Raw genomic sequence first — 19,136 nt, 5'->3', positions numbered from 1 at the left:
GCCCGTCCCAGCGGACGCGCCGTTCTGTCGGGCGCTCTCAAACCGCTTGCCAGCCGGCCCTCCGGGACACATTCAGGGCCGGTGTCGCACCCTGCCCCCTCCCCCCGTCCCGCTCCGGACATGACGCAACCCGAACCGCCCCCCCGCGAGGGCCTGCCGCCGGCCCAGCGCCGGCAGGCGATGGCCGCGGTGCTCGCCGGCGTGGCCCTTGCCACGCTCGACACCGCCATCGCCAACACCGCGCTGCCGACCATCGCGGCGGATCTCGGCGTCGATCCGGCCGATTCGGTCTGGATCGTGAATGCCTACCAGCTCGCCGTGGTGGCGACGCTCTTGCCGATCGCGGCCCTCGGCGAGATCGTCGGGCAGCGGCGGGTCTACGTCGCAGGCCTCGCGCTGTTCACCCTGGCCTCGCTCGTCTGCGCCCTCGCCTGGTCGCTGCCGGCGCTCGTCGCCGCCCGGGTCCTGCAGGGGGTCGGCGCGAGCGCGCTCATGGCGGTCAACGTCGCGCTGATCCGCTTCATCTACCCGATCCACGAGCTCGGGCGGGGCTTGGGCCTCAACGCCTTCGTGGTCGGCGTCGGCTTCGCGCTCGGGCCGACCGTGGCCTCGCTGATCCTGGTGGCGGCGCCCTGGCCGTGGCTGTTCGCCGTCAACCTGCCGATCGGCCTCGCGGCCCTGGCGCTGGCTCGGCGCGCGCTGCCGGAGACCGGGCGGGCCGGCCACGCCTTCGACTACGGCGGCGCGCTCCTCAACGCCGCCACCTTCGCGCTGTTCGTGCTCGGCCTCGGCGAGGCGGCCCATGCCGGGCCGCTCTGGCGCGTGCTGGCGGAATTCGCCGGCGCGCTCGCCTGCGGCGTGGCGCTCCTGCGCCGCCAGGCCGATCACCCGGCCCCGATGCTCGCGGTCGACCTGCTCAAGCGCCCGCTCTTCGCGCTGTCGGCCGCGACCTCGGTCTGCTCCTTCGCCGCGCAGGGGCTCGCCTTCGTGTCGCTGCCGTTCCTGTTCCAGCACGCGCTCGGGCGCTCGCAGGTCGAGACCGGCTTCCTGATGACCCCCTGGCCGGTGGTGGTCGCCCTGATGGCGCCGATCGCCGGGCGCCTCTCCGACCGCTACCCGCCGGGCCTGCTCGGCGGGATCGGGCTCGCGATCCTGGCGCTGGGCATGGCCTCCCTGGCGGCCTTGCCGGCCGAGCCGAGCGTCGTCGAACTCACCTGGCGGATGGCCCTGTGCGGGGCCGGCTTCGGCTTCTTCCAGGCGCCGAACCTGCGCGCCATCATGACGAGCGCGCCGCCATCCCGCGCCGGCGGCGCGAGCGGCATCGTGGCGACCTCGCGGCTCCTCGGCCAGACCACCGGGGCGGCCCTGGTGGCGGCCTGCTTCGCGGTCGCGGCGGCCCACGGCCCGGCCCTGGCGCTCGGGCTCGGCGCCGCCTTCGCGGGGGTCGCCAGCGTGGTCAGCGTGTCGCGGCTGGTCGTGCGGCCGGGACAGGGCGCGGCGTGATCCCCGGCGTCCCAGCCCGCCGATCACCGTTTCCCTCCCGGGCGGGAGGGGAGATCCGGCGACGTGACGTCGTCCGGGTGCATCAAGCGACGAACGCTCACCACGGAGGAGACCGCCATGATCCACGTCCTCGCCATCATCACCACCAAGCCCGGTCAGCGGGACACGGTGCTGGAGGCCTTCCGGGCCAACGTGCCCGCCGTCCATGCCGAGGAGGGCTGCATCGAGTACGGGGCGGCGATCGACACGGAGGGCGTGGGCCCGTTCCAGGCGCCGTTCGGGCCGGACACCTTCGTGGTGATCGAGAAATGGGCCAGCCTCGATGCCCTGATGGCGCACGCGGCCGCGCCCCACATGGCGGCCTACGGGGCCAAGACCAAGGACCACATCGTCCACCGGGCGATCCACGTGCTGTCGCCGACCTGAGGCAGGCCGGGCGCCCGCATCCCGGCGCCCTCAACCCTCGCCTCGCTCCGAGGGCGCCCGGACCTTGACCCCCAGCATCGCCTCGAAGGGCAGCACCATCGCGCCCTTGTCGCGCTCGCCATGGCCGGCGCGCAGGGCCATCTGGTACGTCGCGGTGGCTGCCGCCGTGACCGGCATGGGGAAGCCGCGCCCGACCGAGACCGCGGCGGCGCTGACGAGGTCCTTGTAGGCCTTGCCCAGCGGGTAGCCCTCGTCGAACTCGCCGCGCAGGATCCGCGGCACGAAGTATTGCGAGGCGTAGCTGCGGCTCGTGCCCGTCGTCACCACGTTCGCCAGCAGCGAAGGGTCGAGACCCATCGCCACCGCCATCGGCAGCACCTCGGCGAGCGCCGCGATGTTGATGTCGTAGATCACGTTGTTGATCGTCTTGGTGAGCTGGCCGCTGCCGAGCGGCCCCATATGCAGCACCTGGGCGCCGATGCGCGCGAGCAGCGGCTTCATCGCCGCGAAGGTCTCTTCCGTGCCGCCGCACATCACCGTGAGCGTCCCGGCCTCGGCCCCGGCCGGCGCCCCGGAGACCGGCGCGTCGAGGACACACAATCCCCGCGCCTCGAGCGCCTGGCCGAGGCGAACCGCCTGCCCGTGCGCGATGGTGCTGAGATCGACCACCGTCGCGCCCGGCGCGAGGTGCGGGACGAGTCCCCCGGGGCCGAACAGCACCGCCTCCACCACGTCGCCGTCGGGCAGGCACAGGAACAGCACGTCGGCGCCCGCGACCGCCCCGGTGTCGGTCGTGACGGTGATCCCCGGCGCCGCGAGGCCGGCGATCCTCTCCGGATCGGCATCGACCGCCACGATCGTCTCGGTGCCGTCGCCCTTGCGGGCGAGGTTGACGGCGATCGGCCAGCCCATCTGGCCGAGGCCCATCACGGCGATGCGGCGGCTCATCGGCCCCCTCCCTTGTCGTCGGCGGAGTCGATCCCGATCGCCTCCAGGAACCGCGACACCATGTTGTAGGCGCCGATCGTGGCCGTGAGCTCGACGATCGCCCGCGGGTCGAAATGCTCGCGCAACGCCGCGAAGATCGCGGGCTCGACGTGGATTGTCCGGGTCATCGCGTCGCAATAGGCCAGGACCGCCCGCTCGCGCGGGTCGAACACCTCCGCCGTCTGCCAGTCCGGCAGCGCATCGAGCTGGGCCTGCGTCACGCCTTCGCGCAGGGCGATCGGCACGTGCTGCTCGGCCTCGTAGCGGGCGCCGTTCAGATGCGCGACCTGGACGATCACCAGCTCGCGCACGTCGCCGGGCAGCTCGCAGCGCTGGCGGATCGCGGTCAGGAAGGCGAGCCAGCCCTCGGCGACCGGCGGGCTGTGCAACAGCATCGCGTAGAGGTGCAGGATCTCGCCCCGCTCGGCGACGATCCGCTCGGCGAGCGCGGCCGTGTCCGGCCGGGTGGTGTCGGCGTAGGGGATGCGGGCCATTCTGGTTGTCTCCTCCCGTGGATCCGGCATCGGTACACCAGGAACCGCGCGCGGCGGAGGGGGAACGGGCCCGGGAATGGGAGCCTTGGCGGGGGACCTTCGAACAAGGAGACTCCGGACAAGGAGACTTGGACGGGAGCCGTGGCGGGGAACCTTGGCGGGGTTCGCGGTTCGATAGGCGGACGGCCCGCCCGGGACGATCGGGAACCGACGGATGCATCAGGAACCGCCGAGCTTGCGGCGATCGCGCTGGCGGTTCTGCCTGTTCACGCTCCTCTATCTCGATCAGGGGCTCGTGGCCGGCTTCGGCCTGACGGCCCTCGCCAACCACTTCGCCGCGTCCGGCGCCTCCACGGCGGAGATCGGCCGCCACCTCGCGCTGGTCGGCCTGCCGTGGATCCTGCAACCGCTGCTCTGGGGACCGGTGATCGACCGGGCGATGCCCCACCGCATGGGTCCGCGCCGGGCCTGGCTGGTCCTCGCGCTCCTCGGCGCGCAGGCGAGCCTCGCCGGCCTGCTCCTCCTCGGCGCCAGCGCGGGCCTGACCGCGATCAGCCTCGTCCTCGCCCTGCACAGCCTCGCCGCGTCGCTCGCCGACACCGCGACCGACCGCATGATCGCCGACAGCGTGCCGACCGACGAACTGGGACGCATCAGCGCCGCGACCCGGGCCGGCTTCGTGATCGGCAGCGCCGCCGGGAGCGCGGTCTTCGCCGGGATCCTCGCGGCGCAGGGCTTTCCGGCGGCGGCCGGCGCGCTCCTCGGCCTGACTACGCCGCTCGCCCTCGCCGCCGTCCTCGTGCGAGAAGCGCCGGGCGACGCGCTCCTCGCCCTGCGCTGGCGCATGCCGGAGCGGAGGCGGGCTCCAACGACCGTCGCCGTCGCGCAGCGGCTCCTCGCCTCGTTCCGGCGGCGCGACGCGGCGCTGCTGCTGGCGATGTGCTTCTGCATCGATCTCGGGCTCGCGCTGTTCCAGGTGCCCTTCGCCGTCGCGCTGGTGCAGGTCCATGGCTGGGACGCGGAAAGCCTCTCGCGCCTGCAGGCGCTGCTCGCGCTCCTCGGCGGCACAATCGGGGCGGCGGGGCTCGGCGCCACCATCGACCGCATCGGGCCGGGGCGGGCCCTGCGCCTCCTCCTCCTCGCCTGCGCGGCGGCGTTCGGGATCGCGGGCGCGCTGATCGCGGCCGGACTGGAGACCGCCTTGGGCCCCGTGATCCTGGGTCTCGCCAGCGTGGTGCCGGCCCTGCTCTACGTCGCGCTGCTGCCGGCGGTGCTGCTGGCGAGCCGCACGGGATCCGCCTCGGCGACGCAGTTCCAGATCTACATGGCGGCAATGAATCTCGGCGACGTCGCCGGCGCGGCCCTCGCCGGCCCGCTCGCCGCTCTGCTCGCCTCGACGCTGGTCGCGTTCGGCGTCGCGGGCCTGTTCCTGGTCTGCGCGCGGATCGCGCCGGGTACGGATCACGGATGGCCGAGGCATTAGTTCCGCGTCAAGTGCCGGACGGCACGCCGATGAAGGCAGACCATACGACGTCCGATCGTCGAGCTTGACGATCACCGTCGAAAGCCGCCTTCTGCGCCGATAACACAGATCGACCGGGAGGAAATCTTGATGCTCACGAAGCGGTTGCTCTTGTCCGCCGGGTGCCTCGTGCTGTCGGTGCTGCCGGCCCTGGCGCAGACCAAGGTCAAGATCGGCGTCCTGAACGATATGTCGGGCGTCTATTCGGATATCGGCGGCAAGGGCTCGGTCGCCGCGGCGCAGCTGGCGGCGGAGGATTTCGCGGCGATCAGCAAGGACGTCACCGTCGAGATCGTGGCCGCCGACCACCAGAACAAGCCGGATATCGGCGCCGGAATCGCCCGGCAATGGTACGACCGGGACGGCGTCGACGCCATCTTCGACGTACCGACCTCGTCGGTCGCCCTCGCGGTGAGCCAGGTCACGCGCGAGAAGAACAAGATCTTCATCAATTCGGGCGCCGGTACCACCGACCTCACCGGCCCGCAATGCTCGCCCAACACCATCCACTGGACCTACGACACTTACGCGCTGGCGAACGGCACGGGCGGTGCCATGGTCAAGCGCGGCGGCGACACCTGGTTCTTCCTGACCGCCGATTACGCCTTCGGGCAGTCGCTCCAGAACGAGACCGCCGCCGTGGTCACGCGCAGCGGCGGCAAGGTCCTCGGCTCGGCGAAGGTGCCGTTCCCGGCGAGCGACTTCTCGTCTTTCCTGCTGCAGGCGCAGGCCTCCCGCGCCAAGGTGATCGGGCTCGCCAATGCCGGCGGCGACACGATCAACGCCGTCAAGCAGGCCCACGAGTTCGGCATCACGGAGGGCGGGCAGAAGCTCGCGGCGTTGCTGTTCTACGCGCAGGACGCCAAGGCGCTCGGCCTCGAGATCGCCAAGGGGCTGGTGCTCACCGAAGCCTTCTACTGGGACCTGAACGACGGGACCCGGGCCTTCTCGGAGCGCTTCGCCAAGCGGGCGAACGGCACCATGCCGAGCATGAACCAGGCCGGCGTCTATGGCGGGCTGATGCACTACCTGAAGGCGGTCGCGGCGACGAAGTCGAAGGACCCCAAGACCGTCATGGAGTGGATGAAGGCCAACCCGACCGACGATCCGCTGTTCGGCAAGGGCATGGTCCGGGCCGACGGCCGCACGATCCACGACATGTACCTGTTCGAGGTCAAGAAGCCGTCGGAGTCGAAGGGACCCTGGGACGTCTACAACACGCTCGCCACGATCCCCGGCGAGCAGGCCTTCAAGCCGATGAACCAGGGCGGCTGCCCGCTCGTGGGCAAGAGCTGACGGCATAGGCCCGGCGATGATGAGCTGACGAAACTTGCCCGCGCGGTCCGTCGGGATCGCGCGGGCTCCCGGACGCGCCGCGTGGGCCGGGCCAGGGACGAGTCCGCCGGTGGCGAAACCCACGCAGGAACAGGACAGGGCCGCCAGCCCGCGGCAAGGCGCGACGACCGCACCATGCGGACGAGCAGCGTCGCCTCGCGAACGGTGACCGCAGCGGCCTCCACGGCTTGAACGAAGGCGCCGCCGCCGCGCGCCCTCGCGATGGCAGGCCCGTCGCTCCGGGACGAGCGGGAGCCTCGCTGGAGGTGCACGGGACGCACCGCCAGTCGCACAGGCTTCCAGACCGGCACCGAAACACCGGAACCTCCATCCGCAGCACTCCGAAATGACCGGGAGAGCAGCAGCCTTCGCCTGTTTGCGCGGCGGGCGAAGCGTGCCTGCAATCCAGGCACTCACAGGCTTGCATTCGGCATAAAAATCTCGCCACTATCGCGCCCATGAGATTTTTTGATCACCTGGGCGGGAGAGCGGGCGGGAGAGCGGCATCGTGACGGCGCCTTCCGACGACGCCTCGGTCGCGCAGCGGATCGCCCGCAGCTTCCCGAGCCTGAGCCAGTCCCACCGGGAGGTGGCGCGCTACGTGCTCGCCCACCCGCTGAAAGCCGCGACCCTGCCGGTCGCCGAGCTGGCCGAGCTTGTCGGCGTCTCGGTGGCGACCGCCAACCGCTTCGCCCGCGCCCTCGGTTTCGAGGGCTACGCGCAGTTCCGCGCCGCCCTGGTCCTCGGTTTCGAGGGGGCTCTGGCGCCGGTGGAGAAGCTGCGCGGCGACCTGGAGCGGCCGGCCGATCCGGCGAGCGTGATCGACGCGACCTTCGCGGCGATCGCGCGCAACCTGGAGGCGACGCGGAGCAGCCTCGATGCCGGGGCCTGCGAGCGGGCGGTGGCGGCGATCAGGTCGGCGCGGCGGGTCTACGTCGTCGGATTCGGCAGCTCGTCCTGGCCGGCGGGGCTGCTCGCCCGCAACCTCGACCTCACCCGCCAGGACGTCCACCTGCTCGCCACGGTCGAGGGGCCGGCCTTCGCGGCCCGCGCCTTGAGGCGTCTGACGGCGGACGACCTCGTGATCGTGCTCGCCACGCCGCGCTACTTCGCCGACACGGTGCGGCTGGCCTCCCAGGCGCGAGAGAGCGGCGCGAGCGTGCTGGCGCTCACCGACGGGCCGCACTCGCCGGTCGCGGCGCGCGCCACGATCATGCTCTGCGTTCGCACCGACAGCCGCTACTTCGCCGCCTCCGACGCCAGCCTCGCCGCCCTGGTCGAGGCCCTGTCGAGCGCCGTGGCGCATGCCTCGGGCGAACTCGTCGCCGCGGCGACCCGGCTCACCGAATCGGTCCTGCCTTGGCTCGATGGCGATTACGCAGCATGGCCTCCCAAGGGCGGCTTCACCCCCTCCTCCGACCCGGATCCCGAGCCATGACCGACACCCGCCCCGTCCTCGTCATCCATGGCGGCGCCGGCACGATCGCGCGGCCCGCCGCCGGCAGCACCGACGAGGCGCCCTACCACGCGGCCCTCGCCGAGATCCTGGCCGCCGGCGAACGCTGCCTGCGCGACGGCGGCAGCGCGCTCGAAGCGGTCGCCATCGCGGTCGATCGCCTCGAGGAGTGCCCGCTGTTCAATGCCGGCTACGGCGCGGTCTTCACCAGCGCCGGCACCCACGAGCTCGACGCCTCGGTCATGGACGGCGCCACCTTACGCGCCGGGGCGGTCGCGGGCCTCGCCCGGGTGCGCCGGCCCGGCCGCGCGGCGCGGGCCGTGATGGAGGACGGCGCGCACGTGCTGCTGGCCGGGGCGGGGGCGGAGGCGTTCTGCCGTGCCCATGGGCTCGAGATGGTCGAGCCCGGCTTCTTCTCGACCGAGGCGCGCCGCCGCCAGCTCGAGGCCGCACAGGCCGGCGGGCGGGTCAGCCTCGACCACGACGAGCGCGCGCCCCTCGACGAGCGGCAGAAATTCGGCACCGTCGGCGCGGTGGCGCTCGACCGCAACGGTCACCTCGCGGCGCTGACCTCGACCGGCGGCATGACCAACAAGCGGCCCGGCCGCATCGGCGATGCGCCGCTGATCGGCGCCGGCACCTACGCGGACGACCGCACCGCCGCGGTCTCCTGCACCGGCACCGGCGAGGTCTTCATCCGGGCTGCCGCCGCCTACGACGTCTGCGCCCGCATGGCCTATGCGGGGCTCGACCTGGAGGCCGCCGCTGCGGCCGTGGTGCGCGACGCGCTCACCCCCCTCGGCGGGCAGGGCGGCCTGATCGCCGTCGATGCGCGCGGCCACGTCGCCATGCCGTTCAACACCACGGGGATGTATCGCGGCCTCGTCCGGGCCGGCGACGCTCCCACGACCGCCATCTTCTGACGGTGACGGCCGTGCCCCCCTCCCCTCCCGCGTCGCTGATCCTGCCCGACCGGCGCATCCTGTCGGTCTCCGATCTGAGCGTGCGCTTCACCACCTCCGAGCGGAGTGTCGAGGCGGTGCGCCACCTGTCCTTCCACGTCGAGGCCGGGGAGACCCTGGCGATCGTCGGCGAATCGGGCTCGGGCAAGTCCGTCACCTCGCTGGCGCTGATGCGCCTCGTCGAGCATGGCGGCGGCAAGCTCGCCGCCGGGCGCCTGCTGTTCCGCCGCCGCTCCGGCGCGATCCTCGACCTCGCCACCGCCTCGAATGCCGAGATGCGGGACATGCGCGGCGCCGAGATCGCGATGATCTTCCAGGAGCCGATGACCTCGCTGAACCCGGTCTTCACCGCCGGCGAGCAGATCGCGGAATCGATCCGGGTGCACCAGGGCAAGGGGCACGCGGCGGCCCGCGCGGAAGCCCTGCGGATGCTCGACCTCGTGCGCATCCCGGAGGCCCGCAACGTCCTGACGCGCTTCCCCCACCAGCTCTCCGGGGGCATGCGCCAGCGGGTGATGATCGCGATGGCGCTCGCCTGCCGGCCGCAGCTCCTCATCGCCGATGAGCCGACGACCGCGCTCGACGTCACCATCCAGGCCCAGATCCTCGAGCTGATCCGCAGCCTGCAGGCCGAGATGAGGATGGGCGTCGTCTTCATCACCCACGACATGGGCGTGGTGGCCGAGATCGCCGACCGGGTGCTGGTGATGTTCCGCGGCGACAAGGTCGAGGAGGGCGCGGCGGCGCCCCTCTTCGCCGCGCCGCGCCACGCCTATACGCGGGCGCTGCTCGCCGCCGTGCCGCGCCTCGGCGCCATGGCGGGCACCGACCTGCCGCGCAAGTTCGACCTGCTGCGGCCCGAGGCGCCGACGGCGACACCCGCAGAGGAAGCGCCGCAGGATCCGTCACAGGACACCCGGCGCCCCGGCCCCCCGATCCTGCGGGTGCGCGACCTCGTCACCCGGTTCGACATCCGCGGCGGCCTGCTCAACCGTGTGCGGCGGCGGGTCCACGCGGTCGAGCGGATCAGCTTCGATCTCGCCTCCGGCGAGACCCTGGCCCTCGTCGGCGAATCGGGCTGCGGCAAGTCGACGACCGGCCGCTCGCTCCTGCGCCTCGTCGAGAGCCAGAGCGGCCTGATCGAGTTCGCGGGCGAGAACATCCGCGACCTCGCCCCGAGCAAGCTCCAGGCACTAAGAAAAAACATCCAGTTCATCTTCCAGGACCCGTACGCCTCCCTCGATCCGCGCCTGACCGTCGGCTTCTCGATCATGGAGCCGCTCCTGGTGCACGGCACGCCCCGGCGCCAGGCCGAGGCGCGGGTGGGCTGGCTCCTGGAGCGGGTCGGCCTGTCGCCGGCGCAAGGGTCGCGCTACCCGCATGAATTCTCCGGCGGCCAGCGCCAGCGCATCGCCATCGCGCGGGCGCTGGCGCTGAACCCGAAGGTGATCGTCGCCGACGAGGCGGTCTCGGCCCTCGACGTCTCGATCCAGGCCCAGATCGTCAACCTGATGCTCGACCTGCAGCGCGAGCTGGGTCTCTCCTACCTGTTCATCTCGCACGACATGGCGGTGGTGGAGCGGGTGAGCCACCGGGTCGCCGTGATGTTCCTCGGCCAGATCGTCGAGATCGGGCCGCGCCGGGCGATCTTCGAGAATCCGCAGCACCCCTACACGAAGAAGCTGATGGCCGCTGTGCCGGTGGCCGATCCGGCCCGGCGCCACGCGACGCCGCGCGGTCTCCTCACCGGCGAGATCCCGAGCCCGGTCCGGGCGCTCGGCGACGAGCCGGAGGTGGCGCCCCTCGTCGAGGTCGGCCCCGGCCACTGGGCCGCCCGCCACGCCGTCGGCGGCCTCGCGGCCTGACAGATCCCATAAGGAAGGAAGCCCATGATCCTGCGTTCGCTTCTCGCCACCGGCCTGCTCTGCGGCCTTCTCGGCCCCGCGCTCGCCGCCGGCGACCCCATTCTCGTCCTCGGCAACCAGCCCGAGACGCTCGACCCCTACAACACCAACACCACGCTCACGACCGCGGTCACCAAGTCGTTCTACGAAGGCCTGTTCGAGTTCGACAAGGACCTGAAGGTCCAGAACGTGCTGGCCGAGAGCTACGAGGTCTCGCCCGACGGGCTCACCTACACCTTCAAGCTGCGCGAGGGCGTGAAATTCCACGACGGGACGCCGTTCGACGGCAATGCCGTGAAGGCGAACCTGGAGCGGGTGCTGAACCCCGAGAATCGCCTGGCGCGCTACAACCAGTTCAACCGGATCAAGACGATCGAGGTCGTCTCGCCGGTCTCGGTGCGCATCACCCTGAAGGAACCCTTCGGCCCCTTCATCAACTCGCTCGCCCACGCCTCCGCGGCGATGATCTCGCCGGCCGCGCTGCAGAAATGGGGCAAGGACATCGCCTTCCATCCGGTCGGAACCGGTCCCTTCACCTTCGTCGAGTGGAAGCAGACCGATTCGGTCAAGGGCGCGAAGTTCGCCGGCTACTGGCAGGCCGGCCTGCCGAAGGTCGACAGCATCACCTGGAAGCCGGTGACGGAGAACGGCACCCGCGCGGCGATGCTCCAGACCGGCGAGGCCGATTTCGCCTTCCCGCTCCCCTACGAGCAGGCCAAGGCCCTCGGTGACAACAAGAAGCTGAAGGTCATCGCGCAGGATTCGATCATCGAGCGCTACATCAGCATGAACATGCTGCAAAAGCCGTTCGACGATCCGCGCGTGCGCCAGGCGATCAACTACGCCATCAACAAGGAGGCCTTGGCCAAGGTGGCGTTCAGCGGCTACGCCAGTCCGGCCAAGGGCATCGTGCCGGCCGGCGTTCTGTACGCCCACCCGATGCAGGCCTGGCCCTACGACCCGGCCAAGGCACGCCAGCTCCTGAAGGAGGCCGGCTACGGCAACGGCTTCGAGACCACCCTGTGGAGCGCCTACACCACCAGCACGGCGCAGAAGGCGATCCAGTTCGTGCAGCAGCAGCTCGCCCAGGTCGGCATCAAGGTGCAGACCCAGGCCCTCGAGCCCGGCCAGCGCGTCGAGTGGGTGCAGACCGCCCCCGACCCGAAGACCGCGCGCGTCCGCCTCTACTACGCCGGCTGGTCGTCCTCGACCGGCGAGGCCGATTGGGCCCTGCGGCCGCTGCTGTCGACGGAGGCTTGGCCGCCGAAGCTCAACAACACCGCCTATTACAGCAACCAGGAAGTCGACGCCCTGATCGCCAAGGCCCTGGTCTCGACGAGCGACGCCGAGAAGGCCGGCCTCTACGCCAAGGCGCAGGAGCAGATCATGAAGGACGCGCCCTGGGCGCCCCTCGTCGTCGAGCAGAACCTCTATGCCACCTCGTCCCGCCTGTCGGGCGTGGTGGTCATGCCGGACGGCAACATCGACAGCCGCCAGGTCGCGGTCGCACCGTAAGGACGTTCGGGGGCTGCGCAGCGGCGCCCACGGCCGCTGCGCAGCCCCCTCCCCCTCCCTCCCCGTTCCGGCGCCATGCTGACCTTCTTCCTCAAACGGCTCCTCGGCCTCCTGCCGACGCTCGCGATCGTCGCGGTGCTGGTCTTCCTGTTCGTGCATATGCTGCCGGGCGACCCCGCGCGGCTGGCCGCCGGACAGGATGCCGACCAGCAGACGGTGGAGCTGGTGCGCGCCGAGCTCGGCCTCGACCGCTCGCTGCCGGAGCAGTTCGGCCGCTATTTCCTCAACATGGCGCGGGGCGATGTCGGCGTCTCGATCCGCACCCGCCGCCCGGTCTCGGCCGAGATCGGCGAGCGCTTCATGCCGACGCTGCTGCTGACGCTGACCAGCATGGCCTGGGCGGTCGCCTTCGGGCTCGTCATCGGGATCGTCTCGGCGGTCTACCGCAACGAGTGGCCGGACCGGCTCGGGATGACGCTCGCGGTCTCGGGCATCTCGTTCCCGGCCTTCGCCCTCGGAATGCTCCTGATGCAGATCTTCTCCGTCGGCCTGGGCTGGCTGCCGACCGTCGGCGCCGGCTCGTGGAAGCACTACGTCCTGCCCTCGCTGACCCTCGGGGCGGCGGTGGCCGCCGTGATGGCGCGCTTCACCCGCGCTTCGTTCGTGGAGGTTCTGGGCGAGGACTTCGTTCGCACCGCCCGGGCCAAGGGCTTGAGGGAACGGGTCGTCATCGCCAAGCACTGCCTGCGCAACGCGCTGATCCCCGTCGTCACCATGATGGGCCTGCAATTCGGCTTCCTGCTCGGCGGCTCGATCGTGGTCGAGGCGGTGTTCAACTGGCCGGGCGTCGGCCGCCTCCTCGTCGATTCCGTCAATCAGCGCGACTATCCGGTGATCCAGGCCCTGGTGCTGATGTTCTCGCTGGAATTCATCCTGATCAACCTCGTCGTCGACCTGCTCTACGGGCTGATCAACCCGACCATCCGCTACAAGTGAGCCGGCCGTGACCGATACCGCTCTCACCGCCACCCAAGCCGTCGCCGCCACGTCCGGCGCCATCCGCACCCCCTGGTCTGAGTTCTGGCGCAAGTTCCGCCGCCAGCCCGTCGCCGTCCTGGCGCTGGCCTTCGTGGTGGTGCTGGTGGCGCTCGCCATCCTCGCCCCCTGGATCGCCCCCTACGACGCCGAGAATTTCTTCGATTACGACCGGATCAACGAGGGTCCGTCCTTCGCCCACTGGCTCGGCGTCGATCCCTTGGGGCGCGACATCCTGAGCCGCATCCTGCTCGGCGGGCGGATCTCGCTCGCCACCGGCTTCCTGTCCGTCGCCATCGGCGGGCTCGTCGGCACGGTGCTGGGGCTGCTCGCCGGCTATTACGAGGGCTGGTGGGACCGCATCGTGATGCGCCTGTCCGACGTGCTGTTCGCCTTTCCGGGCATCCTGCTCGCCCTCGGCGTCGTCGCGATCCTCGGCAGCAGCCTCGTCAACGTCGTGGTGGCGGTGTCGGTCTTCAGCGTGCCGGCCTTCGCGCGGCTGGTGCGCGGCAACACCCTCGTGCTCAAGCACGCCACCTATGTCGAGGCCGCCCGCAGCATCGGCGCCTCCGACCGCACGATCCTCCTGCGCCACATCCTGCCGGGCACGGTCTCGTCGATCGTCGTCTATTTCACGATGCGGCTCGGCACCTCGATCATCACCGCGGCGAGCCTGTCCTTCCTCGGCATGGGTGCGCAGCCGCCGACGCCCGAATGGGGCGCGATGCTGAACGACGCCCGGGCCGACATGGTCTCCTCGCCCCATGTGGCGATCTTCCCGAGCCTCGCGATCTTCCTGACCGTGCTCGCCTTCAACCTCCTCGGCGACGGCTTGCGCGACGCCCTCGACCCCAAGCTCGACCGCGCATGAACGACACCCTTCCGCGCGTCGGCCTGCTGCCGAGCGGCCCGCGCGACGCGATCACCGACGTGCCCGGCGTCACCGTCGGCCACTGCACCCTGGCCGAGGGCGCGATCCAGACCGGCGTGACGGTGATCCGTCCCCATGCGGGCGACCTCTACCATGACCGCGTGCCGGCAGCCGCCGCGGTGCTGAACGGCTTCGGCAAGTCGATCGGCCTGATGCAGCTCGACGAACTCGGCGTGCTCGAGACGCCGGTCGCGCTCACCAACACCTTCGGGGTGCCGGCGGTGGCCGCCGCCCAGATCCGGGCGGCTTTGGCGGTGAATCCCGGCATCGGCCGCGAGTTGCCGACCGTGAACCCGCTCGTCTTCGAGTGCAACGACGGCCACCTCAACGACATGGCCCGGATGGTCGTGGCCGAGGCGCATTACCGTCAGGCCCACGATTCCGCCGACGTGGCGGTGGCCGAGGGCGCGGTCGGCGCCGGGCGCGGCATGTCGTGCTTCGGCGTGAAGGGCGGCATCGGCACAGCCTCGCGGCAGGTCGAGGCGGGCGGGCGCGCCGTCACGGTCGGCACGCTGGTGCTGGCGAATTTCGGCCGGCCGTCGCAGCTGCGCGTCGGCGGCCGGGCGATCGGGCCCATCCTCGCCGAGCGGCTGGAGGCCGCGCCGGCGGTCGCGAAACCGGAGAAGGGCTCGATCATCCTGATCGCCGCCACCGACGCGCCCCTCGACGCGCGCCAGCTCCGGCGCCTCGCGCTCCGGGCGGGAGCGGGCCTCGCCCGCACCGGCTCGGTCTTCGGCCATGGCAGCGGCGACATCGCGCTGGCCTTCTCGACCGCCTACACCCTGCCGCAGGATCCGGGCGCCCCGATGCCGGCGATCGCGATGCTGCACGAGAGCCATCTCGACCCGCTGTTCGAGGCGGTCGCCGACGGGATCGAGCAGGCGATCCTCCACGCGCTCTGGCGCGCCGAGACGGTGACCGGGCGCAACGGCCACACCCGCCAGGCCCTCACCGAGGTGCTGCCCGGGATCCTGTCCGACCCGGCCGCCCTCCCCTCCCGAGGATCGCCATGAAGGTCCTGATCTCCACCGACATCGAGGGCGTCGCCGGCATCGTGCACCCCGACCAGACCCGCCGGGGGGCGCCCGATTACGAGCGGGCGCGGCTCTGGATGGTGCAGGAGGCCAACTCGGCCATCGCCGGCGCCTTCGCGGCCGGGGCGGACGAGGTCTGGATCAACGATTCGCACGGCGATTTTCGCAACATGCCGGCGGACCTCCTCGATCCCCGCGCTCGAGCGATCCAGGGCAAGCCGCGTCCCCTCGGGATGATGGCGGGGGTGGATCTCGGGGTCGCCGCGGTCTGCCTCGTCGGCTACCACTCCCGCGCCCACGGCCGGGGCATCCTCGCCCACACGATCAACGGCTTCGCCTTCGCGTCGATCGCGATCAACGGGCAGGAACTCGGCGAGGCCGGAATCTACGGCGCGCTCGCCGGCGAGTTCGGCGTGCCGGTCGCGATGGCGAGCGGCGACGACGTGTTCATCGCCGAGAACCGGGCGCTCTTCCCCGACACGCTCTTCGTCGAGACCAAGCGGGCGACCGGCTGCCACGGCGGCATCAGCCTCGCGCCCGAGGCGTCCTGCGCGGCGATCCAGGCGGGCGTCGCAGCCGCCCTCGGCCGGCCGCTCCCGCCGCCCTTCCGGATTCCGGCGCCGCTCACCGTGACGGTGCGCGCCCAGACACCCGCCCTCGCCGACCTGTTCTGCCAGTGGCCGAGCCTGCACCGCCTCGACGGCAGCGCCTTCCATTTCGAGGCCGGCAGCGTCGCGGATGCGGTGCGGATGATCAACGGCCTGTCGGCGATGTCGAGCCTGTTGCGCTGAGGGCCGTTCATCCGTCCGCAAGCGCGACAGCGTTTCACCTTTCTGGCCGGCAAGCGGGCCCTGCGAACCGTCTTCCCCTCACGCGATCGTGGCCTTGCGCTTGACAGAGGGTCATGTCCAACTCGACGTTGTGCGGACCGACGCCCGACGGGCGAGCGCCACGCGGGTCGGCCACGAGACGAACAGCCCACAAGGGCGAAGACGACCTCAGGGGAGGAAGCAGGATGACGGCGAGCAAGGGATTGCGCCCGCGGATCGCGCGTGGCGCCCGTGGCATGGCCGCCGCCCTCGTGGCGGCCGGGCTTCTCACCGGGACCGCCGGTGCGCAAGGCCTCAAGCAGTACGATTCGAGCGGCAAGGCGTTCTGGAAGAACCCGCCGCCGGACTGGTTCCTCGGCGACGAGACCTCGGCGCAGAAAGGCCTGGCGCCGCCCGCGAACCCGGCCCTGCCGGCCTCGGACGAGGAGCTGGCGGAGAACCTGAAGGGGGTGAAGCTGCCGCCGGGCTTCACGATCAGCGTCTATGCCAGCGGCGTGCCCGAGGCGCGGCAGATGGCCTTCGGTGACAAGGGCACGCTGTTCGTCGGCTCGTTCGGCGCGACCAACGTCTATGCCATCGTCGACCAGGGCGGCAAGAAGGTCGTCAAGACGATCCTCAAGGGCCTCAACATGCCCACCGGCCTCGCCTTCCGCGACGGCGCGCTCTACGTCGTGGCGATCGACAAGATCTTCCGCTACGACAACATCGAGGCCAACCTCGACAAGCCGCCGGAGCCGGTCGTCGTCTATGACGACATGCCGTCCTATGTCGCCCATGGCTGGAAATACCTGACCTTCGACAAGGACGGCTGGGTCTACGTGCCGTTCGGCCCGCCCTTCAACATCGGCAACCCGCCGAGCAGCGTGTCGCAGGTGCGCCGCGTCGACCTGAAGACCGGCGCCGCGGAGATCGTGGCGCTCGGCGTGCGCAACAGCGTCGGCGGCGACATCGACCCGCGCACCGGCCGGTACTGGTTCACCGAGAACGCCCGCGACTGGATGAGCGACGACATCCCGAGCGACAAGCTCAACATGATCTCGAAGGTGGTCGAGCATTTCGGCTATCCGTATTGCCACCAGGGCGACATGCCGGATCCGAAATTCGCGCAAGGGCGCACCTGCGCCGAGTTCACCCCGCCGGTGGCGAAGCTCGGCGCGCACGTGGCGCCGCTCGGCATGAAGTTCTATACCGGCTCGTCCTTTCCGGCCGAGTACAAGAACAACATCTTCATTGCCGAGCACGGCTCCTGGAACCGCCACAAGTACCAGGGTGGTCGCATCGAGCGGGTGATCGTCGATCCGGACGGCAAGAACGCCAAGATGGAGACCTTCGCCTCCGGCTGGCTCAAGGGCGACCGCGACTATACCGGCCGGCCGGCCGACATCCTGGTCGCACCGGACGGCGCGCTCCTCGTCGCCGACGACTGGGCCGGTGCGATCTATCGCATCGCCTACACCAAGTGAGCGGCGCGAACACCCGCGCCCGCCAGCCGGCCCGGAGGATCTCCGGGCCGGCCCGCGCCGCGCTCAGCCTCCTCACCCTCCTCGCCGGCGCCTCGGCTCAAACCACATTCGCCCAAGCCGCCGAGGCGCCGGAGGTGGCGCAGGCCTGCCTCGCCTGCCACGGCGAAGCGCTGGCGGAGGGCGCCCCGCCGATCGCCGGCCATTCCAGCAACTACATCCAGTTGCAGTTGGTGTTCTTCCGGGCCGGCCGGCGCAAGAACGAGATCATGCAGGGCGTGGCGGAAGGCCTGTCGGACAACGACATCCGGGCGCTCGGCAAGTACTTCGCCTCCCTGCCCGTCCCGGACACCAAGCCGCCAGCCGACACGCAAGGCGACCTCACCAAGGCCGGCGAGACGGCGGCGCTCCAGCACCGCTGCGCCGCCTGCCACGGCGATACCTATCTGGGCATCCAGGCGGCCCCTCGCGTCGCAAGGCTGCCCGAGGCCTATCTCGCCAAGGCGCTCGGCGATTACCGCGCCAATACCCGCCCAAGCTCGGGCGGCGCGGCGATGACCGAGGTCGCGGGCTCGCTGTCGGATGCCGACATCAAGGCGCTGGCGCATTACCTCGCGGTGCTGCCCTGACGCCCGTCCCGCGGGCTTTCACCAGAGCATGCGGCAATGCGCGCTCCGGCCATCGCGGGGCCCGGACTGTCCCGCAACCTAGTTAGAGCCCGACACGGGTACGGGAGACGCGAGAGATGACCGCTTTGCCTCATCGCCGCCTCGGCAGCGCCGGCCCCCTCGTCTCGACGCTCGGCCTCGGTTGCATGTCGCTCTCGGGCGTCTACGGCGAGGCGGACGAGGCCGCCTCGATCGACCTGATCCGCCGGTCGGTCGAGGCCGGCATCGATTTCTTCGACAGCGCGGACATGTACGGCTGGGGCCAGAACGAGGAGGTGGTCGGCCGCGCGCTGAAAGGTTTGCGCGACCGGGTGGTGCTGGCCACCAAGTTCGGCCAGGTCCAGAACCCGGGCGGGCCCAACGGGGTGAACGGCACGCCGGCCTATGTGCAGCAGGCCTGCGAGGCGTCGCTGAAGCGGCTCGGCGTCGAGGTGATCGACCTCTACTACCAGCACCGGGTCGATCCGGCCGTGCCGATCGAGGACACGGTCGGCGCGATGGCGCGCCTCATCGCACAGGGCAAGGTGCGCTTCCTCGGCCTCAGCGAGGCCTCGCCCGACACGATCCGCCGGGCCCACGCCGTGCATCCGATCGCGGCGGTGCAGACCGAGTACTCGCTGCTCTACCGCCAGGAGGCTGAGGCGACCCGGGCGACCACCCGCGAACTCGGCATCGGCTTCGTCGCCTACAGCCCGCTCGGGCGCGGCTTCCTCACCGGGGCGATCCAGGATCTCTCCCAGGTCGACGGAAGGCGCGCGGCGCATCCCCGCTTCCAGGCGGAGAACTTTACCGCCAACCGGGCCCTGGTGGCACGGGTCGAGGAGATCGCCCGCGAGAAGGGCTGCACGCCCTCGCAACTGGCACTCGCCTGGGTGCTCGCGCAGGGCGACGACGTGGTGGCGATCCCCGGCACGCGCCGCTTCGACCGGGTCGAGGAGAATCTCGGGAGCCTTCGGATCGTGCTCTCGCCCGAGGACGTCGCCCGCATCGCCGCCGCCGTGCCGGCGGGTGCCGCGTCGGGGACGCGCTACCCGGCCGGTGCCATGGGGGCGGTGTATAGCGTAGGGACCTGAG

Annotated in this window: 17 protein-coding genes; 15 read left to right on the top strand and 2 right to left on the bottom strand. The window is 71.2% G+C overall.

Translation table 11 applies throughout. The features are described from left to right. Positions 1-120 precede the first annotated feature (120 nt). Positions 121-1,503: an MFS transporter gene (locus DA075_RS25205; RefSeq protein WP_099955561.1), complete on the top strand. Its 1,383-nt coding sequence runs from the start codon at positions 121-123 to the stop codon at positions 1,501-1,503. Between the two features lie 117 nt (positions 1,504-1,620). Beyond that, entirely contained in the window at positions 1,621-1,929 is a 309-nt protein-coding gene (locus DA075_RS25200; protein WP_099955560.1) for a putative quinol monooxygenase, read from the top strand. A gap of 30 nt (positions 1,930-1,959) precedes the next feature. Here the strand turns inward: DA075_RS25200 and DA075_RS25195 are convergent, their stop codons facing one another. Continuing rightward, positions 1,960-2,877 carry an NAD(P)-dependent oxidoreductase gene (locus tag DA075_RS25195; protein ID WP_099955559.1) on the bottom strand — a complete coding sequence of 306 codons (918 nt, stop codon included), beginning with the start codon at positions 2,875-2,877 and terminating at the stop codon, positions 1,960-1,962. Then, positions 2,874-3,410, bottom strand: coding sequence for a carboxymuconolactone decarboxylase family protein (locus DA075_RS25190; RefSeq protein ID WP_099955558.1), 537 nt, complete (start codon positions 3,408-3,410; stop codon positions 2,874-2,876). Before DA075_RS25190 ends, DA075_RS25195 begins: the two co-directional genes overlap by 4 nt. A gap of 214 nt (positions 3,411-3,624) precedes the next feature. Here DA075_RS25190 and DA075_RS25185 point away from each other — a divergent pair, with 214 nt between their 5' ends. The 13 genes from DA075_RS25185 to DA075_RS25125 all read left to right on the top strand — a co-directional run bounded on the left by DA075_RS25185 (position 3,625) and on the right by DA075_RS25125 (position 19,135). Beyond that, positions 3,625-4,893: an MFS transporter gene (locus DA075_RS25185; protein ID WP_099955557.1), complete on the top strand. Its 1,269-nt coding sequence runs from the start codon at positions 3,625-3,627 to the stop codon at positions 4,891-4,893. A gap of 129 nt (positions 4,894-5,022) precedes the next feature. Beyond that, positions 5,023-6,228, top strand: coding sequence for an ABC transporter substrate-binding protein (locus DA075_RS25180; RefSeq protein ID WP_099955556.1), 1,206 nt, complete (start codon positions 5,023-5,025; stop codon positions 6,226-6,228). A gap of 547 nt (positions 6,229-6,775) precedes the next feature. Then, on the top strand, positions 6,776-7,705 hold the full coding sequence (locus DA075_RS25175; protein ID WP_099955555.1) for a MurR/RpiR family transcriptional regulator: 930 nt from the start codon (positions 6,776-6,778) through the stop codon (positions 7,703-7,705). Continuing rightward, the gene (locus DA075_RS25170; protein WP_099955554.1) at positions 7,702-8,646 is read left to right on the top strand and encodes an isoaspartyl peptidase/L-asparaginase family protein; all 945 of its coding nucleotides are present in this window, start codon (positions 7,702-7,704) and stop codon (positions 8,644-8,646) included. The genes DA075_RS25175 and DA075_RS25170 overlap by 4 nt, the downstream gene beginning before the upstream one ends. 11 nt (positions 8,647-8,657) lie before the next feature. Further along, positions 8,658-10,550, top strand: coding sequence for a dipeptide ABC transporter ATP-binding protein (locus DA075_RS25165; RefSeq protein WP_232387187.1), 1,893 nt, complete (start codon positions 8,658-8,660; stop codon positions 10,548-10,550). Between the two features lie 24 nt (positions 10,551-10,574). Then, positions 10,575-12,104, top strand: coding sequence for a glutathione ABC transporter substrate-binding protein GsiB (gene gsiB / locus DA075_RS25160; protein ID WP_099955552.1), 1,530 nt, complete (start codon positions 10,575-10,577; stop codon positions 12,102-12,104). Between the two features lie 75 nt (positions 12,105-12,179). After that, positions 12,180-13,100, top strand: coding sequence for a glutathione ABC transporter permease GsiC (gene gsiC, locus DA075_RS25155; protein WP_099955551.1), 921 nt, complete (start codon positions 12,180-12,182; stop codon positions 13,098-13,100). 7 nt (positions 13,101-13,107) lie between these two features. After that, a complete protein-coding gene (gene gsiD, locus DA075_RS25150; RefSeq protein WP_099955550.1) occupies positions 13,108-14,010 on the top strand; it encodes a glutathione ABC transporter permease GsiD in 903 nt (300 codons plus the stop codon). Further along, a complete protein-coding gene (locus tag DA075_RS25145; RefSeq protein WP_099955549.1) occupies positions 14,007-15,083 on the top strand; it encodes a DmpA family aminopeptidase in 1,077 nt (358 codons plus the stop codon). Before gsiD ends, DA075_RS25145 begins: the two co-directional genes overlap by 4 nt. After that, complete coding sequence (locus tag DA075_RS25140; RefSeq protein ID WP_099955548.1) at positions 15,080-15,895, top strand: M55 family metallopeptidase; 816 nt, start codon at positions 15,080-15,082, stop codon at positions 15,893-15,895. Before DA075_RS25145 ends, DA075_RS25140 begins: the two co-directional genes overlap by 4 nt. Before the next feature lie 275 nt (positions 15,896-16,170). Beyond that, entirely contained in the window at positions 16,171-17,397 is a 1,227-nt protein-coding gene (locus DA075_RS25135; protein WP_164712556.1) for a PQQ-dependent sugar dehydrogenase, read from the top strand. Next, complete coding sequence (locus DA075_RS25130; RefSeq protein WP_232387191.1) at positions 17,394-18,023, top strand: c-type cytochrome; 630 nt, start codon at positions 17,394-17,396, stop codon at positions 18,021-18,023. The genes DA075_RS25135 and DA075_RS25130 overlap by 4 nt, the downstream gene beginning before the upstream one ends. A 116-nt stretch (positions 18,024-18,139) precedes the next feature. After that, positions 18,140-19,135 carry an aldo/keto reductase gene (locus DA075_RS25125; protein ID WP_420813079.1) on the top strand — a complete coding sequence of 332 codons (996 nt, stop codon included), beginning with the start codon at positions 18,140-18,142 and terminating at the stop codon, positions 19,133-19,135. Position 19,136: the final 1 nt, after the last annotated feature.

Source organism: Methylobacterium currus (assembly GCF_003058325.1).
GTDB classification, from domain to species: domain Bacteria; phylum Pseudomonadota; class Alphaproteobacteria; order Rhizobiales; family Beijerinckiaceae; genus Methylobacterium; species Methylobacterium currus.
The sequence above is the reverse complement of the archived record's forward strand: the minus strand, read 5'-3'. Positions and strand labels throughout refer to the sequence as shown.

Excerpts from the sequence above, each read along its gene's own strand:
- DA075_RS25205 (WP_099955561.1), top strand. The coding sequence starts at position 121 with ATGACGCAACCCGAACCGCCCCCCCGCGAGGGCCTGCCGCCGGCCCAG.
- DA075_RS25200 (WP_099955560.1), top strand. The coding sequence starts at position 1,621 with ATGATCCACGTCCTCGCCATCATCACCACCAAGCCCGGTCAGCGGGAC.
- DA075_RS25195 (WP_099955559.1), bottom strand. The coding sequence starts at position 2,877 with ATGAGCCGCCGCATCGCCGTGATGGGCCTCGGCCAGATGGGCTGGCCG.
- DA075_RS25190 (WP_099955558.1), bottom strand. The coding sequence starts at position 3,410 with ATGGCCCGCATCCCCTACGCCGACACCACCCGGCCGGACACGGCCGCG.
- DA075_RS25185 (WP_099955557.1), top strand. The coding sequence starts at position 3,625 with ATGCATCAGGAACCGCCGAGCTTGCGGCGATCGCGCTGGCGGTTCTGC.
- DA075_RS25180 (WP_099955556.1), top strand. The coding sequence starts at position 5,023 with ATGCTCACGAAGCGGTTGCTCTTGTCCGCCGGGTGCCTCGTGCTGTCG.
- DA075_RS25170 (WP_099955554.1), top strand. The coding sequence starts at position 7,702 with ATGACCGACACCCGCCCCGTCCTCGTCATCCATGGCGGCGCCGGCACG.
- gsiB (WP_099955552.1), top strand. The coding sequence starts at position 10,575 with ATGATCCTGCGTTCGCTTCTCGCCACCGGCCTGCTCTGCGGCCTTCTC.
- gsiC (WP_099955551.1), top strand. The coding sequence starts at position 12,180 with ATGCTGACCTTCTTCCTCAAACGGCTCCTCGGCCTCCTGCCGACGCTC.
- DA075_RS25145 (WP_099955549.1), top strand. The coding sequence starts at position 14,007 with ATGAACGACACCCTTCCGCGCGTCGGCCTGCTGCCGAGCGGCCCGCGC.
- DA075_RS25140 (WP_099955548.1), top strand. The coding sequence starts at position 15,080 with ATGAAGGTCCTGATCTCCACCGACATCGAGGGCGTCGCCGGCATCGTG.
- DA075_RS25135 (WP_164712556.1), top strand. The coding sequence starts at position 16,171 with ATGGCCGCCGCCCTCGTGGCGGCCGGGCTTCTCACCGGGACCGCCGGT.
- DA075_RS25125 (WP_420813079.1), top strand. The coding sequence starts at position 18,140 with ATGACCGCTTTGCCTCATCGCCGCCTCGGCAGCGCCGGCCCCCTCGTC.